The following is a 16,029-nucleotide window of genomic DNA, read 5'->3' as shown; positions in this document are numbered from 1 at the left end:
CTGTTGACGTTTTTTATTCTTAAGTCATCCTGTAGATAGGCAGCGAACCGAAGGAAATCTCCGGAACAGATGAATACGCAGACGACGCCCTCACCGCAGTTTTACCTGACTGCTCCGGCTGCGTGCCCTTATCTGGCCCACGAGATGGAACGCAAGGTCTTCACGCATCTCGTCGGGCCGCGTGCAGCGGAGATGAACGATATCCTGACGCAAGGCGGCTTTCGCCGATCGCAGAACATTGCCTATCGGCCAGCGTGCGAAGCCTGCCGTGCCTGCATCTCGGTGCGCATCCTCGCGCAGGAGTTCTTGCCGACAAAGTCGATGAAACGGGTTCTGGCGACAAACGACGATATCATCTCCACGGAGTTTCCTGCTCAGCCTTCCAGCGAGCAATATTCGCTGTTCCGACGCTATCTCGATTTTCGCCACCAACAGGGCGGAATGTCCGACATGACGGTGCTCGACTACGCCATCATGGTCGAGGATACGCATGTGAACACCAAGATCATCGAGTATCGGCTTCGAAAGGAAGGGGCCGGGATCGAAGAGCGCCCGACGGGTGAGTTGGTGGCCGCCGCCCTCACCGATACCATGAGCGACGGCTTGTCGATGGTCTATTCCTACTTCAACCCTGATATGGATCGACGTTCGCTCGGGACGTTCATGATCCTTGATCACATCCGGCGAACAAAGGCTTTGGGGCTTCCGCACGTCTACTTGGGCTACTGGGTTCAAGGATCGCGGAAAATGGACTACAAGACTCGCTTCCAGCCGCAAGAGCACCTGACTTCGCGCGGCTGGGAACGTTTCGATCCCTCCGCATTGCCTGAAAGCACACGCTACTAAATGCTCCTCCCCTCCCTTTCCGATCATCGGAAGGGTCTGCTGCTGACAACGATCGGCGGCCTGGCTCTTTCCATGGACATTCCACTCGTGCGCCTCGCTCGTGGAGACATGTGGTCGATCCTTGGCGCACGCAGCATCACGACCGTCGCCGTGACACTCGTCGTTATCTGCCTCATCAGATACCTCAAGGGAGCGTGGCCGGTGCTCATGCCCGGCAAACACGGCCTTGCGACCGGTCTGCTCTATGGCTGTTCAACGCTGACATTCCTGCTTGCCGTCTTCAACACGGCAACGGCGAACGTGGTGTTCATCGTCGCGTTCAATCCGATGTTCGGCGCGCTTCTCTCCTGGATATTCCTCAAGGAGCGACCTTCGCTCTCCACGCTGGTTACCATGGCTGTCATGGTGTTCGGTGTTGGTTTGATCGTCCGTGACGGATTGGCCGGCGGCCATATCTTCGGCGATGCCATGGCGCTGCTCAGCGCCTTCATCCTCGCATCGGCGATCACGGTCGGCCGCGCATCGCGCCGAGACATGGGATTCGTACCTCTGCTGGCGGCCGCCCTGCCAGCCACCCTCGGCTTTGCCAATGCCTTGCCGGTCGGTCTCGCCATAGAACATCCGGCGTGGATCATCCTCAACGGCGCACTCCTGATGCCGGTTGCGTTTTGGTGCCTCGCCACGGGGCCACGTTACCTGTCAGCGCCGGAAGTCGGCATGTTCTACCTGCTCGAAACCATCCTGGCTCCGATCTGGATCTGGCTGATCTTTGCGGAAACGCCGCCGACGATGACGCTCATCGGCGGTGCGATCCTGGTTTGTGCGATTATGGCGCACTCGCTTTGGACGGTTCGCCGGCAACCTGTGCGACAATCTCTGGCACACTGACCACCTGCATCGCATCAAGCTCGCGTTCGAGCCCCTGCATGACGTGAACCCAACCTTGCCGCGTCTGCTCCTCGAACTGCCCCCATTCAGAGCACATTTCGTGTGAGAGCGTCAGCCGTGTGCCTTCTGCCAGGGGTTCGATGTCGATCTGGATTCGATCCGCGTTGTGATCATGCTCCGCTGCAGAGAAGCAGAAGACCATCCGCCGCGGACGCCGCAGTTCCAGAAACACGCCGTAATGGACCGCATCACCCGTGGGACGCCGGTCGATGACGAGAAAATGCCCGCCAACCTTCGGATCGATATCGGCGCGAATCACGCGGCCTTCATCGCTCGCGAAGAGAAAGCGTTTTGCAATCTGAGGGTTCAGCCATGCGTCGTAAACGGCGCAGGGCGAAGCATTGAATGTATGTGCAACGTTTAAGGTGATGGTATTGCAAGCACTCATCAACATTCCTCCGCGATCGGACACGGCACCCCGTCAGGGGCGCCATACACGACCATTCCGTCCGCCTGCGGAATGATGTCTGTCCATGTTGTGATTACAGGACAGAGCTAGAGGAATTGCGCCGCTCGCCAAGAGCGGCGCGCGGATTTATTTTTGCCTCAACCTGCGAACTTGCCGCTGCGCGGAAAACCCTTCGGAACGGTGCGACCGGCGGTCGCGCGATCGGCGAGCCATTCGGCCAGCTCGTCCTTGTTTTTCGTAAAGGTGCGGCCGGCACTATCTTCCCAGACGAGGCCGTCGGCGAGGGCGAAGCAACGCACGTCGGAAATGCCGCCGTCCTTGTAGCGCTGCAGGCGGACGCCCTTGCCACGCCCCATTTCCGGCACCTGTGCCAGCGGGAAGGCAAGCAGCTTGCGGTTCTCGCCAACGACCGCGACATGATCACCGCTGATCGGAACAATCAGCTTTGTCTCGTCGGGCATGGAAACGTTCATGATCTGCTTGCCCTTCCGGGTATTGGCTACCATGTCGGCCTCGGCAACGACGAAACCGTTGCCCGCCGTCGAGACGATCAATTGCTTACCGGCCGGATCATGCACGAACGCCGTCAGCACGGCCTGATCGTTCTCCATGTCGATCATGATACGCAGCGGCTCGCCGTGACCGCGACCGCCCGGCAGCTTGTCGCCACCAAGCGTGTAGGCCTTGCCACCTGTGGTGATGATCAGGATCTTGTCGGTCGTCTGCGCCGGGAAGGCAACCTTCAGCGCGTCGCCCTCCTTGAAGGTCAGGGTCGCGGTATCGGCGATGTGCCCCTTCAGCGCGCGGATCCAGCCCTTTTCGGAGACAACGACGGTGATCGGCTCCTTCTCGATCATCGCCTGCTGGATTGCCTGCTCGTCGGCCTCGGGCGCATCGGCAAACTGCGTGCGGCGGCGTCCGAGCTCGGTCGCCTTCGCGAACTTCTTCTTCACCTCACCGATTTCCCAGGCGACGGTCTGCCACTGCTTGTCCTCGGATGCCAGCAGGGCCTCGATCTCACCCTTCTCCTTGGTCAGCGCGTCGAACTCGGTGCGGATCTCGAATTCCTCGAGCTTGCGCAACGAGCGCAGGCGCATGTTGAGGATCGCTTCGACCTGGTTGTCGGTCAGCGACCAGCGCGCGATCATCACGGGCTTCGGCTCATCCTCTTCGCGGATGATGCGAATGACCTCGTCGATATTGAGGTAAGCGATCAGCAAGCCGCCAAGGATTTCCAGGCGACGATCGATTGCGGCGAGACGGAAGCGCGAGCGACGCTGCAGCACTTCCCGACGGTGGTCGAGCCACTCCTTCAGCACCTCGTTCAACGCCATGACGCGCGGGATGCGCCCCATCGAGAGCACGTTCATGTTCAGCGGGAAGCGGCTTTCCAGTTCCGTCAGCTTGAACATCGATTCCATGAGGATCGTCGGATCGACTGTCCGGTTCTTGGGCACCAGCACGACGCGGACGTCTTCGGCAGACTCGTCGCGAATGTCTTCCAGCAAGGGCAGCTTGCGTGCCAGCAAGAGCTCGGCGATCTTCTCGATCAGGCGGGACTTCTGGACCTGGAACGGGATTTCGGTAACGACGATCTGATAGCCGCCACGACCGAGGTCCTCGGTCTCCCACTTGGCGCGTGTGCGAAAACCGCCACGGCCGGTCTTGTAGGCCTCGATGATGCTTTCGCGGCTGTCGATGATGATGCCGCCGGTTGGGAAATCCGGACCGGGGATGAACTCCACCAGCTTTTCGACCGAAGCATCGGGATGCTTGATGAGGTGAAGTGCGGCGTCGCAGAGCTCGTGGACGTTGTGCGACGGAATGGAAGTCGCCATGCCGACGGCAATGCCCGACGAGCCATTCGCCAACAGGTTCGGGAAGGCGCCGGGCAGGACGACCGGCTCTTCGTCTTCCTCGTTGTAGGTCGGGCGGAAATCGACCGCATCCTGTTCGATGCCATCGAGCAGGAGACCGGCGACCTCGGTCATGCGGGCTTCGGTGTATCGATAGGCAGCAGCACTGTCGCCGTCGATGTTGCCGAAGTTGCCCTGCCCGTCGACGACGGGGTAGCGTTGCGAGAAATCCTGCGCCAAACGCACAAGCGCATCATAGACAGACTGATCGCCATGCGGGTGAAACTTACCGATGACGTCGCCGACGATACGGGCACATTTCTTGAAGGCGGAATTGGGCCGGATGCCCATTTCGCTCATGGCGTGAATGATACGGCGGTGCACCGGCTTCAAGCCGTCGCGCACATCAGGCAGCGCGCGGTGCATGATAGTCGATAGCGCATAGGCGAGATAGCGCTCTTCAAGCGCCGCCTTCAGATCGACCGGAAGGATACTGTCGTCGTCTCCGCCGGAGGGCGGCAAAATCTGTTGTCCCATGTGTCCTGACTAGCCGAGATGTCCTATTTGAGCAAGGAATCCAAGCATTCGGGCTGTGGATGAAGTCTTGGAACGATGAGAAAAGAATGACAGTGGCTGCTTTGCCCGAATTTGGTCGTTCTTTCGTTTTCCCTTCAACACAAATTTAGAAATCCACAAATATAAACCGCGATCGAACCGCAGTAGATCGGCTACGAACAGAGCCACCGCTACGCACCGCCACTAAGGGACCCAAGATGACTTTTTACCTGACGACACGGCTGATGCTTTCGGGCGCCGCTTTTCTTTCTCTCGCCGGCTCGGCCTTTGCCCTCGATGGCCAGGCTCTGCTGACGAAGATCAATGCCGCTTACAGCCAGCAGGGAGGCACGATCGTTGCCGATGGCGTCGATGTCGACGGCACGACGGTGACGCTGAAGAAGGCGAGCTTCAAGGCCAACAGCGGCGAAGCGGTGCAGATTGGTGACATCACCATGAAAGGCGTCGAGGAAGACGAAGACGGCGGCTACTATGTCGAGGAAGCATCCTTCCCGAACATCAGCGCTACGAACGAGGGCTCCACTTTCACAGCAACCGACCTGACGCTGAGCGGTATTTCGATCCCTGCCGATCCGAAGGGTGAAGGGCTCGACTCGATGCTGCTCTACGAGAGCGCCCACAGCGGCCCGGTGAAGGTTGTCCAGAACGGTGCAGAACTGTTCTCGCTCGCTGAAAGCGACATGAACCTGACGCTTCGCGAAGACGAATCCGGCTTCGATTTTGATGGCGCTTTCAAGGGTCTCAAGGCCGATCTCAGCAAGACAACTGACGCGCAGAGCAAGGAAGCGATCGACAAGCTCGCGCTCCAGCACGTCCAGGGCGACATCACGATGAAGGGCGCTTGGGAGCTGACACCCGGCACGATCGACGTCTCCGAATTCGCCTTCGACTTCAACAACATCGGCAAGCTGAACCTCGCCTTTAAGATCTCCGGCTACACGATGCCTTTCATAAAGTCGCTGCAGGAGGCGGCCAAGCAGGCGGAAGCAAACCAGAACAAGGAAGAGGCGCAGCAGGCCCTCGGTCTGTCGATGCTCGGGCTGATGCAGCAGCTGTCGTTCGAAAGCGCCCAGATCCGCTTCGATGACGCTTCCATCACCAAACGCGCCCTCGATTACGCCGGCAGCCAGCAGAACATCTCCGGCCAGCAGATGGCGGATTCGTTGAAGGCGATGACGCCGATCATGCTGGCGCAGCTGAACATCCCAGAACTGCAGAACGCCATATCGGCCGCCGTCAGCACCTTCCTCGACAATCCGAAGAACCTGACGCTCGCTGCCGCTCCAGCAAAGCCCGTTCCGTTCCCAATGATCATGGGTGCCGCGATGGGCGCACCGAATACACTGCCGCAAGTCCTCGGCGTGAAGGTGACCGCAAACGACTGATCGGACCTCTGGAACCCGGCGAGCCGCTCTGCCCGCTGGGTTCCTTTCCGTTTGGGCAACGGTCACGCGGTGTAGCGGCGCAACTCATGGATTGCGTGGCTGGTCATTTCACCCAGTTCTGAGGCAGTGGCGCCGTCACGTGCCTGGACCGACATGCCCTGGACGATCGCCCCCATAAAGCGGGCAAGCGATCGGGCGTTCGCATCCTTCCTTATATCCCCCTCCTTGATGCCGCGTTCGATGCGCGCCGCGAAAATGTCGAGCGTCTGCGCCCGCAGTGAGGAGACGTATTCGGCAATGTCCTCATTCTCGGCCGCGCAATTCAACACAGCCGTCGAAATCATGCAGCCCTTCGGATGGTCGGCCGCGGTGAAAATGGCGGCCGAGTTGTTCAGGAACCGCTCGAAGGCAGTGACGGTGTCGATCTCTGCCTGGAAAGGATTGCCGGGCTCGGGGCGCGGCATGCGGCGATATTGCGCGAGCGCCTCGCGATAAAGCTCCGCCTTGGAACGGAAGGCCGCGTAGAGGCTCTGGGGCGTAATCCCCATCGAGGCAGTAAGATCGGCGATCGAGCTGCCGTCATAGCCGTGCTGCCAGAAGACGTCGCGTGCGGCGGAAAGCACCGTCTCTCGATCGAAGGCCGGCGGGCGGCCACGCTTCTTCTGACCGTTATTTTGTTCGTCGTCGTTATTTTTCACAATGACCACTCTAGAAATATCGTTCGATCCGGTTTATTCAGGAACGATCACTGTGATTATAGGAGGTTTGATCCAATGAGTCTTCCCCTCGAAACCCAGCACACACAGCAGACTGCGGACCTCGCAACCGCACTCGACACGGTGATCGATCGCACGATCGCAGCAAAACGTCTCGTCGGCGCGGTGGTTCTCGTTGCCCGCGAAGGCGTCGTCGTCTATCGCCGTGCAGCAGGGCTTGCCGATCGCGAAAAAGGACGGGCCATGGCCGAGGACACGATTTTCCGGCTCGCCTCAATCACAAAGCCGATCGTGACGATCGCAGCGATGCGGCTCGTCGAACAGAGCCGCATCAACCTCGACGATCCCGTGACCCAATGGCTGCCGGATTTTCGCCCACGGCTTGCGGACGGGACGGAGCCGGTCATCGCCATCCGCCATCTGCTCACTCATACCTCCGGGCTCAGCTATGGCTTTGCCGAAGAGGACGGTCCTTATGCCAAAGCAGGCACTTCCGACGGCCTCGATCAACCTGGCCTGCCGCTGGGCGAAAACCTGAAGCGGCTGGCGAGCGTCCCTCTCCTCTTCGCACCTGGCTCACACTGGCAATATTCGCTCGCCATGGACGTGATCGGTGGCGTCATCGAAAAGGAGACGGGTGCCCCGCTCGGCGAAGCCGTGGCAAAGCTGGTGACGGAGCCACTCGGCCTTGCCGACATCGCCTTTGCCGTGCGTGATCGCGGTCGGCTCGCTGCCGCCTATATGAACGCCGCACCTGAGCCCGCGCGGATGGGCAAAGAAGCCTCCGTGCCGGCTCTGAACGGCTCTGTGCGTTTCACGCCGGACCGCATCTTCGATCCGGCCTCCTATCATTCCGGCGGCGCCGGCATGGCGGGAACAGCGGGCAACGTGCTGGCGATCCTGGAGACGATCCGCAAGGGCGGCTCGCCGCTTCTCTCTTCCGAAACGATCAAAAGCATGATTGCAGATCAGGCGAACGGCGTGCGCCAACTTCTCGATCCGGGCGTCGGCTTCGGTTTCGGCTGGGCGGTGGTGACCGACCCGGTCGCCGCGCAGGTGCCGTGGTCAAAGGGGACGTTCCGCTGGGGCGGCGCCTACGGCCATAGCTGGTTTGTCGATCCCGCAAAGAAGCTGACCGTCGTGGCGCTGACGAATACGGCGCTGGAGGGGATGTGGGGACAGTTCACGGTGGATCTGCGCGACGCGCTCTACGCGGCGCTTTGAAATGCCAAGAAAAAGCCCGGCTCAGGCCGGGCTCTTTATGCTAGCTTTCTCAGTCTTTCTTGACTGGCGGGATCGGACGGATCGACAGTTCGCGTAGCTGCGTCGGCGTTGCCGGGGTCGGTGCGCCCATCAGCAGGTCCTGTGCCTGCTGGTTCATCGGGAACAGTGAGATCTCGCGCAGGTTCTTGGCGCCGACGAGCAGCATGACGATGCGGTCGATGCCGAAGGCCATGCCGCCATGCGGCGGCGCACCGTACTGGAAGGCGCGATAGAGGCCGCCGAACTGCTCCTCGACCTCGGCCTGGGACTTGCCGGCCAATTCAAAGGCTTTGACCATGACTTCCGGCAGCTGGTTACGGATCGAGCCCGAGGCGATCTCGAAGCCGTTGCAAACCATGTCGTATTGGAAGGCCTTGATCGACAGCGGATCGCTGCCATTGAGCGCATCGAGGCCGCCCTGCGGCATCGAGAATGGGTTGTGGGCGAAGTCGATCTTCTTCTCGTCTTCCAGCCATTCGAAAAACGGGAAGTCGACGATCCAGCAGAATTCGAAGCGATCACGGTCTACGAGGTTCAACTCCTCGCCGGCCCTCGTGCGGGCTTCGCCGGCAAACTTGTAGAACTTCGACGGATCGCCAGCGACGAAGAAGCACGCGTCACCGTCATCGAGGCCGAGTTGGGTACGGATCGCGTCGGTGCGCTCCTCGCCGATGTTCTTGGCGAGCGGGCCGGCGCCTTCGAGCTTCTCGCCCTCCTTGCGCCAGAAGATATAGCCGAGACCCGGCTGCCCTTGGCTCTGCGCCCAGGCGTTCATGCGGTCGCAGAACGCACGGCTACCGCCAGTCTTGGCGGGAATAGCCCAGACCTCGACCTTCGGGTTCGAGGCAATCATGTTGGCGAAGACCTTGAAACCGGAGCCGGCAAAATGCTCGGTGACTGCCTGCATCTCGATCGGGTTGCGGAGGTCGGGCTTGTCGGAGCCGTACTTGCGGATCGCCGTCTCATAAGGAATGCGCGGGAACTTCTCGGTCACCGGCTTGCCTTCAGCAAACTCGACGTAGATGTCGCGAATGACCGGCTCCATCGTGTTCCAGACGTCTTCCTGGGTGACGAAGCTCATTTCGAGGTCGAGCTGGTAGAATTCGCCCGGCAGGCGGTCGGCGCGCGGGTCTTCGTCGCGGAAGCACGGCGCGATCTGGAAATAGCGGTCAAAACCAGCAACCATCAACAGCTGCTTGTATTGTTGCGGCGCCTGCGGCAGCGCGTAGAAGGTGCCGGGATGGATGCGTGACGGCACGAGGAAGTCGCGCGCGCCTTCCGGCGAGGAGGCCGTCAGAATCGGCGTCGTGTATTCGGTGAAACCGACATTGCCCATTTCGCGGCGCATGGCGGAGATAACCTGCGTGCGCTTGACGATGTTCTTGTGCAGGGTCTCGCGGCGCAGATCGAGGAAGCGATACTTCAGGCGAACGTCTTCCGGATAATCAGGCTCGCCGAAGACCGGCAGCGGCAGTTCCTTGGCGGCGGAGAGAACTTCGATCTCCTGCGCGTAGAGTTCGATCTCGCCGGTCGCCATGTTCTTGTTGACAGTGTCTTCCGTGCGCGCCTTGACGAGGCCGTCAATGCGGATCACCCACTCACCGCGGACCAGTTCAGCCTGCTTGAACGCGGGCGAATCCGGATCGGCAACGACCTGGGTGATGCCGTAATGGTCACGGAGGTCGATGAACAAAACGCCGCCATGGTCACGAACACGGTGGACCCAGCCGGAAATCCGGACATTGGCGCCGACATCCGACTTGCGGAGGGCTGCACATGTGTGGCTGCGATAGCGATGCATAATCTCAATTCCCGGTATCTGGCTTAAGACGGCGGCAAGGGGCTCTGATGGCTCTCCCGCACCGACAAGAAAATCGGGCGGAAAAGCGCATGGACGGTCTGATTTGTCAAGGGTTGGCACGCTAAGCATGCGCTTTGCGCCAGCTTTATGACAGGCCCACAACCATGCGACCGCGAATACCCATGCGGCAGTTTGGCAACTCCCTACCATATTGCTGAAGGTCGCAGTCAACTTTAAAGAGGAGCAATATCCTCGCGCGGAGCCTCTACATGCCCCTTCTCACTCGCCGCAATCTGCTGAAAGCCTCGGCCGTTGCGGGTGCTTATGGTGTCGGTGTCGGAATAGCTGGGAAATTCGGGGTGGCGGAAGCGGCGCCGGAGCCACAAGTGCTGAAAGCGTTAAAGACGACAGCCAGCCTCACCGACTCCGGCGTGACGAAAGACATCATGACTTGGGGCGACGCCGGCATGCCTCCGGTATTGCGAATGACGAAAGGCAAACCTTTTGCGGCAAGGCTGACGAACACGCTCGACGAGCCGACGACGATCCACTGGCACGGCCTGAGAATAGCAAACAAGATGGACGGCGTGCCGTTCATGACGCAGCCCTATGTCTATACCGGTGACAGCTTCGACTATGCCTTCACGCCGCCGGATGCCGGCACCTTCTGGTATCACCCACATTGCAACACGCTGACACAGATGGGGCATGGGATGACCGGCGTGCTGGTGGTCGAGGACCCCGATGATCCAACATTTGACGCCGAGGTCGTGCTCAATCTGCGCGACTGGCGGCTCGGTGGCGACGGGCAGTTCATCGCGGCTTTCCGTCCGCGTGATGCGGCAAAGACCGGCACCTACGGAACAGTCAGGACGGCCAACTGGCACCAGGAGCCGCAATATGATGCGCCGGCCGGCGGCCTCATCCGGCTCCGCATTGCGGTGACTGACGTCACCCGCATCTTTTCCTTGAAGATGGAGGGTGCTGAGGCAACCGTCATCGCGCTCGACGGCAATCCTGTCCCGAAACGCTTTCCGCTCGATCTGCTGTTGATCGGGCCCGGTCAGCGCCTCGATCTCGCCGTCAGGATGCCGGACAACGAGGGTGCCATCGCCACGCTCGAAGACATCAGGGGCACAACGCCGAAAACGATCGCCAAGCTTCGCGCCGTCGGAACCTCGTTGAAGCGCAATGTCGGCGATCTCACGGCGCTTGGCGAGAACCCGGTCGCTAAGCACGATCTGTCTGCGGCGCAGAAGATCCCGCTCATTCTCAGCGCCACGGCCGAGAGTGCGCCTGTCGACAGCATCTGCGGCACGCTGGGCTACAGCTTCTGGGCCATCAACAAGATACCGTGGCCCGGCGACACGCCGGACCCGACCGCGCCGCTGGCGGAATTGAAGCTGGGCAAGAGCTACATCCTGCAGCTTGAGAACGTGACGCCGCACACGCATCCGATCCACCTGCACGGCATGAGTTTCACGGTCCTTTCCTCGCCCACAAGGGATGTCATGCCGCTTGTGACCGACACCTATCTCGTCCAGCCCGACGAAAAGGTGCAACTCGCATTCGTGGCCGACAATCCGGGCGATTGGCTGTTGCACTGCCACATCATCGAGCATCAGAAAACCGGCATGACCAGTTATGTTAGAGTTGTTTGACGGCTCTTTGCGGGTTCTAGTTGACATATCCGGCCGAAAGGAGAAGGAAGGTTCAACTATGTCTATCCTGCGAATGAATTGAGATGATCGAAACAACCGCCGATTTGGAGGCGGCCTGCAAAGAGCTGGCCAAGTCAGAATTCATTACCATCGACACCGAGTTTCTCCGAGAGACGACGTTCTGGCCGGAACTCTGCTTGATACAGATGGCAAGCCCAACGACGGAAGTGCTGGTCGATCCGTTGGCGAAGGGCCTCGACCTCAAGCCGTTTTTCGAGCTGATGGCCAATCCTGCCGTGCTCAAGGTCTTCCACGCCGCTCGTCAAGACATCGAAATCATTTACAACCGCGGCGGGCTCATTCCGCATCCGATTTTCGACACGCAGGTTGCCGCGATGGTGTGCGGATTCGGGGACTCGGTCTCCTACGACCAGCTCGTCAGCCGCACCAAGGGTGTCCAAATCGACAAGTCGTCGCGCTTCACGGACTGGAGCCGCCGGCCGCTCTCGGAAAAGCAGCTCGACTACGCGCTGGCCGATGTCACGCACCTCCGCGACGTCTACCTCTACCTCAAAGCCGAACTCGAACGCGAAGGCCGCTCCTCCTGGCTGCGGGAGGAGATGGATATCCTTGAGGCCCGCGAGACCTACGACCTGCATCCGGACGATGCATGGCAGCGGTTGAAAATGCGCCTGCGCAAGCCGCAGGAACTCGCAATCCTCAAATATGTCGCAGCCTGGCGCGAGCGTGAGGCCCGCAGCCGCAACGTGCCGCGTTCGCGCGTATTGAAGGACGACGCGATCTATGAGATCGCCCAGCAGCAGCCCAAGGATGCCGAAGCGCTTGGCCGGTTGCGCACAATCCCCAAGGGCTGGGAACGATCGGCCGCCGGGGGCGCCGTCGTCGAAGCCGTCAATGCGGCGCTTGCCTTGCCGAAGACCGATATGCCGCACGCTCCGAGGCAATCGCAGCCGCCGGAAGGTGCCGCCGCTGCCGCCGAATTGCTCAAGGTCCTCTTAAAGCTGATCTCGGAAAAACACGGCGTCGCACCGAAGGTCATCGCCAACAGCGAGGATCTCGACAAGATCGCATCGGAAGGCGAGAAGGCCGAGGTTGCCGCGCTCCACGGCTGGCGGCGGGAGCTTTTCGGCGAGCCGGCACTGCAACTCATCCAGGGCCAGGTCGCCTTACGCTTCGTCGGCAAGAAGGTCGAGACGGTGGCGCTCTAAGCGCCATCAAGCGGACGTTTTTGCCCGTATAGTCGCGTCGAGATTGTATCGATCGCGGACAAACCCGGCGCGTCTTTCAGAAGCACCCGATGCTTCCTATATGCCTTGGGTATCCCGGCGACGTGTCACCGCGAAAAGGACTCCATGAGGGAAATATCTCCAGTTCAGAACTGGCTGCTGATCGCGCTTGTCATCGCCGCGAGCGGCGTGCTCTACGACATGCGGTTCTATGGGGGGCATCCCTTCGTCGGCGCGACATTCGCGCTGGCCATTGGTCTGCCGATCATTGCGTTCGAGCGGAAAGTCATCTTGCGCTCCCTCTACCGTCGCATGCAGGCGCTTCCGACGCTGACGTTCTTCCTCGCCGAGATTTTCGTCTACGAAATCCTGATGAGCGTCGGCTTTGCCGTTGCGGGCCTATCGATGTGGGGGCTCGGCTTCTTTCATCCAGAATCGTGGGTCGATGCCGTCGTCCTGCCGTTCAACGCATTTCTCTATGCGCTCGCGGTGTGCGCGCTGATCATCTTCGTGCTGCGCATACGCGAATTGCTTGGGCGCGACATCTTCTTGAACATGCTGTTCAGCCGCTACCGCAAGCCGATCAGCGAGGAACGCGTCTTCCTGTTCATCGATCTGGTGGATTCGACATCCTTCGCGGAGAAACACGGCGACCTCAGAGCGCAGCAGATGCTGAGTTCCCTGTTTGCCTCGTTTGCAGAGCCGGTGAGAAAGTACAAGGGCACGATCGATGACTATGTCGGAGATGCCGCGATCATCAGCTGGCCACTGGAGCGCGGGATCAAGTTCGCCCGATGCGTGAACTGCATATTCGATATCGTCGGCGCGATCGAGGCGGACGCCGAGCACTGGCTGAAGGCATTTGGTCAGGTCCCTCGCCTGCGCGCCGCCTTGCACGGTGGCACCGTTATCACGGCTGAAATCGGTGTCGACCATCACAAGATCACCTATTTCGGCGACACCGTGAACACCACGTCCCGGCTGGAATCGCTTTGCAAGACGTTGAACCGCTCGGTCCTGATCTCCTCCGACCTCGCTCAGCGTATCAAGATGCCGGAGACGGTCTCGGCGCAGGACCTCGGAAACCACGCCGTCAAGGGTCGAGGTCAGAGCCTCGGCGTCATCGCGCTCGTCAAGGCGGACAACCGGCTGGCGTCACCAAAGCTTCACGCAAGCGTCAACGCGCCGACATGAAAGCATTGCTAATCGAAACCCGCATTCCATCCTTTGGGGGTTTCAATGAAAAATACTCTTCTTGCTTCCGTTTCATTTCTTCTTTTAATCGCCGGTTCGGCCGCTGCTGACCAACAGGAATTTCCAGCCAAGCTCGCAAGCCAAGCCATCCTGCCGGCCAACACGCTCGTTGCGGCTCCCTCCGACGCGCCTGAGTTCCTCAAGCACTCCGGCAAGTTTACCACCGCCGACCGCAAGCGCACCGAAACCTTGGGCAGCGTGCCCGGCAAGGACGGCGTTCGCGTTACTGATCTGAAGCTGCCGTTCGACGGCCAGCCGATCCAGGGCTTTTCAGGCATCAAGACGATGCCCGATGGCACCTTCTGGACGCTCTCCGACAACGGTTTCGGCTCCAAGGCCAACTCCAGCGACGCGATGCTCTTCCTGCATCAGGTGAAGTTCGACTGGCAGACCGGCAAGGTCGAAGTCGTCAAGAACCTCTTCCTTTCCGATCCCGACAAGAAGGCTCCCTTCCCGATCGTGCTCGAAGGCGCTGAGAAGCGCTATCTGACGGGTGCGGACTTCGACATCGAATCCGTTCAGCTCGTCGCCGACGGCTTCTGGATCGGCGAGGAGTTCGGGCCCTACCTGCTCAAGTTCGACACGCAAGGCCGTCTGACCGACGTCATTTCGACGACTGTTGACAACAAGCCGGTCATGTCGCCCGACAATCCGACACTGTCCGTTCCGGCAAACCCGACCGCCAAGATGCCGGTCTTCAATCTGAAGCGCTCGGGCGGCTTCGAGGGTCTTGCCATGTCGAAGGACGGCAGCAAGCTCTACGGCCTTCTGGAAGGCGCGCTCTATCAAGATGACGGTAAGATGGAATCCGTTGACGGCCATACTGCCATCCGCGTCATCGAATTCGACACGGCTTCCAAGACATGGACTGGGCGCACCTGGTTCTATCCGTTCGAGGACAAGGGCGTTTCGATCGGTGACTTCAACATGCTCGACGATGCGACCGCCCTCGTCATCGAACGTGACAACGGCGCCGGCACGAAGGACAAGGCTTGTGCCGATCCCAAGCAGCCGAAGCCCGATTGCTTTGAGGCCCCGGCTGAACTCAAGCGCATCTATAAGATCGAGTTCAACGACGCCAACGTCGGCAAGGCTGTCCGCAAGATCGGCTACATCGACCTCTTGAACATCAAGGACCCCGACAACAAGAAGAAGGCCGGCAACAAGGATGGCGTCTACGACATGCCGTTCGTGACGATCGAAAACGTTGACCGCGTCGATGCCACCCATATCATCGTCGGCAACGACAACAACCTGCCCTTCTCTGCCGGCCGCGCCATCGACAAGGCTGACAACAACGAGTTCAGCCTGCTCGAAGTCGGCGAACTCCTGAACGCGAAATAAGCTTAAGTCTCACAAGGAAGGTCCCGCTTGAAAAGCGCGGGGCTTTCCAGAAATGAACGACGGCTGGGCGGCAACCCTTTAGGAACCTCGACTACCGCTCCGTAGCACCCTTTCCAGCGAGAATGTGATCTCGGAATTTAGCGATCCGCGTCGTTCGCGTTTCCGACTTCTTCACCCCGCTGAGATTGATCACGTAGCTCTTCTGTCGGCCAGGTGTCAGATCGTGAAACGCCTCGGCAAGTTCAGGATCCGAATCGAGAGCCTCAACCAGCTCATCGGGCAAATCGACTTGGCCTTGCCCTTTCGGCGGCTTCATGCCCGCTTCAGCATAGCCCATCGCTTCCTTCAGGTAGGACCGGATAACAGGCTCCATCTTTGCGACTTGTGCGTTCTCCACAAATCGGAGCATGTCGGGATGTTGAGTGTTCGGCCCCTGCCTCTCGAGCACGCCTTCGGGATCTCTCAGCAATGCAGCGTTGAAGAAGGTCAGGCGATAATCGCCTCGAAAGGCGCCCATTATGCCGATGTTGCGGCCTTCATGCATGTAGCAGGGATGCGCCCACTTCACCGTCTCGACGAGACCTACCTCACGACAGATCCGGCGGAGTTCGTTCAGACCGCCAATCCATTGCCGCGTCGAACAGTCCGGCGTCGCAAAGCGCTCGCAGCGTCCGCATCCTTTCGTGAAAAAGTCCTCAATGTCGGTGATCATCACTCTGCCCA

Annotated in this window: 13 protein-coding genes; 8 read left to right on the top strand and 5 right to left on the bottom strand. The window is 60.0% G+C overall.

Annotated features, from left to right (window positions below):
• Positions 1-69: 69 nt before the first annotated feature.
• The gene (locus tag RGCCGE502_RS07095; RefSeq protein ID WP_016553494.1) at positions 70-846 is read left to right on the top strand and encodes an arginyltransferase; all 777 of its coding nucleotides are present in this window, start codon (positions 70-72) and stop codon (positions 844-846) included.
• A complete protein-coding gene (locus RGCCGE502_RS07090) occupies positions 847-1,734 on the top strand; it encodes a DMT family transporter (protein WP_016553493.1) in 888 nt (295 codons plus the stop codon).
• Here RGCCGE502_RS07090 and RGCCGE502_RS07085 read toward each other — a convergent pair.
• Both RGCCGE502_RS07085 and parC read right to left on the bottom strand, forming a co-directional pair.
• Positions 1,673-2,182: an SRPBCC family protein gene (locus RGCCGE502_RS07085; protein WP_019279754.1), complete on the bottom strand. Its 510-nt coding sequence runs from the start codon at positions 2,180-2,182 to the stop codon at positions 1,673-1,675. The genes RGCCGE502_RS07090 and RGCCGE502_RS07085 overlap by 62 nt on opposite strands.
• Positions 2,183-2,340: 158 nt before the next feature.
• Positions 2,341-4,596, bottom strand: coding sequence for a DNA topoisomerase IV subunit A (parC, locus tag RGCCGE502_RS07080; protein ID WP_016553490.1), 2,256 nt, complete (start codon positions 4,594-4,596; stop codon positions 2,341-2,343).
• 236 nt (positions 4,597-4,832) lie between these two features.
• Between parC and RGCCGE502_RS07075 the strand changes: the two genes are divergently transcribed.
• Positions 4,833-6,020 carry an aq_1923 C-terminal domain gene (locus RGCCGE502_RS07075; RefSeq protein WP_016553489.1) on the top strand — a complete coding sequence of 396 codons (1,188 nt, stop codon included), beginning with the start codon at positions 4,833-4,835 and terminating at the stop codon, positions 6,018-6,020.
• Between the two features lie 62 nt (positions 6,021-6,082).
• Here RGCCGE502_RS07075 and RGCCGE502_RS07070 read toward each other — a convergent pair whose 3' ends face one another.
• Positions 6,083-6,727: a TetR/AcrR family transcriptional regulator gene (locus RGCCGE502_RS07070; RefSeq protein ID WP_016553488.1), complete on the bottom strand. Its 645-nt coding sequence runs from the start codon at positions 6,725-6,727 to the stop codon at positions 6,083-6,085.
• A gap of 66 nt (positions 6,728-6,793) precedes the next feature.
• Here RGCCGE502_RS07070 and RGCCGE502_RS07065 point away from each other — a divergent pair, with 66 nt between their 5' ends.
• Positions 6,794-7,960: a serine hydrolase domain-containing protein gene (locus tag RGCCGE502_RS07065; protein ID WP_016553487.1), complete on the top strand. Its 1,167-nt coding sequence runs from the start codon at positions 6,794-6,796 to the stop codon at positions 7,958-7,960.
• Between the two features lie 49 nt (positions 7,961-8,009).
• On the opposite strand, the gene aspS is transcribed toward RGCCGE502_RS07065, so the two are convergent.
• Positions 8,010-9,800 carry an aspartate--tRNA ligase gene (aspS, locus tag RGCCGE502_RS07060; RefSeq protein ID WP_016553486.1) on the bottom strand — a complete coding sequence of 597 codons (1,791 nt, stop codon included), beginning with the start codon at positions 9,798-9,800 and terminating at the stop codon, positions 8,010-8,012.
• Positions 9,801-10,069: 269 nt separating this feature from the next.
• Here aspS and RGCCGE502_RS07055 point away from each other — a divergent pair, with 269 nt between their 5' ends.
• From RGCCGE502_RS07055 to RGCCGE502_RS07040, 4 genes are all read left to right on the top strand, one after another.
• Positions 10,070-11,461 carry a multicopper oxidase family protein gene (locus tag RGCCGE502_RS07055; RefSeq protein WP_016553485.1) on the top strand — a complete coding sequence of 464 codons (1,392 nt, stop codon included), beginning with the start codon at positions 10,070-10,072 and terminating at the stop codon, positions 11,459-11,461.
• 83 nt (positions 11,462-11,544) lie between these two features.
• Positions 11,545-12,690: a ribonuclease D gene (gene rnd, locus RGCCGE502_RS07050; protein WP_016553484.1), complete on the top strand. Its 1,146-nt coding sequence runs from the start codon at positions 11,545-11,547 to the stop codon at positions 12,688-12,690.
• A gap of 144 nt (positions 12,691-12,834) precedes the next feature.
• Entirely contained in the window at positions 12,835-13,902 is a 1,068-nt protein-coding gene (locus RGCCGE502_RS07045; protein ID WP_016553483.1) for an adenylate/guanylate cyclase domain-containing protein, read from the top strand.
• A gap of 45 nt (positions 13,903-13,947) precedes the next feature.
• Entirely contained in the window at positions 13,948-15,306 is a 1,359-nt protein-coding gene (locus RGCCGE502_RS07040) for an esterase-like activity of phytase family protein (protein ID WP_016553482.1), read from the top strand.
• 91 nt (positions 15,307-15,397) lie between these two features.
• On the opposite strand, the gene RGCCGE502_RS07035 is transcribed toward RGCCGE502_RS07040, so the two are convergent.
• Positions 15,398-16,018, bottom strand: coding sequence for a YdeI/OmpD-associated family protein (locus tag RGCCGE502_RS07035; RefSeq protein WP_016553481.1), 621 nt, complete (start codon positions 16,016-16,018; stop codon positions 15,398-15,400).
• Positions 16,019-16,029 lie beyond the last annotated feature (11 nt).

This window comes from Rhizobium grahamii CCGE 502 (genome assembly GCF_000298315.2).
Lineage (GTDB): Bacteria > Pseudomonadota > Alphaproteobacteria > Rhizobiales > Rhizobiaceae > Rhizobium > Rhizobium grahamii.
Note: the sequence above shows the minus strand (reverse complement) of the source record. Positions and strands in the feature narration are given on the sequence as shown.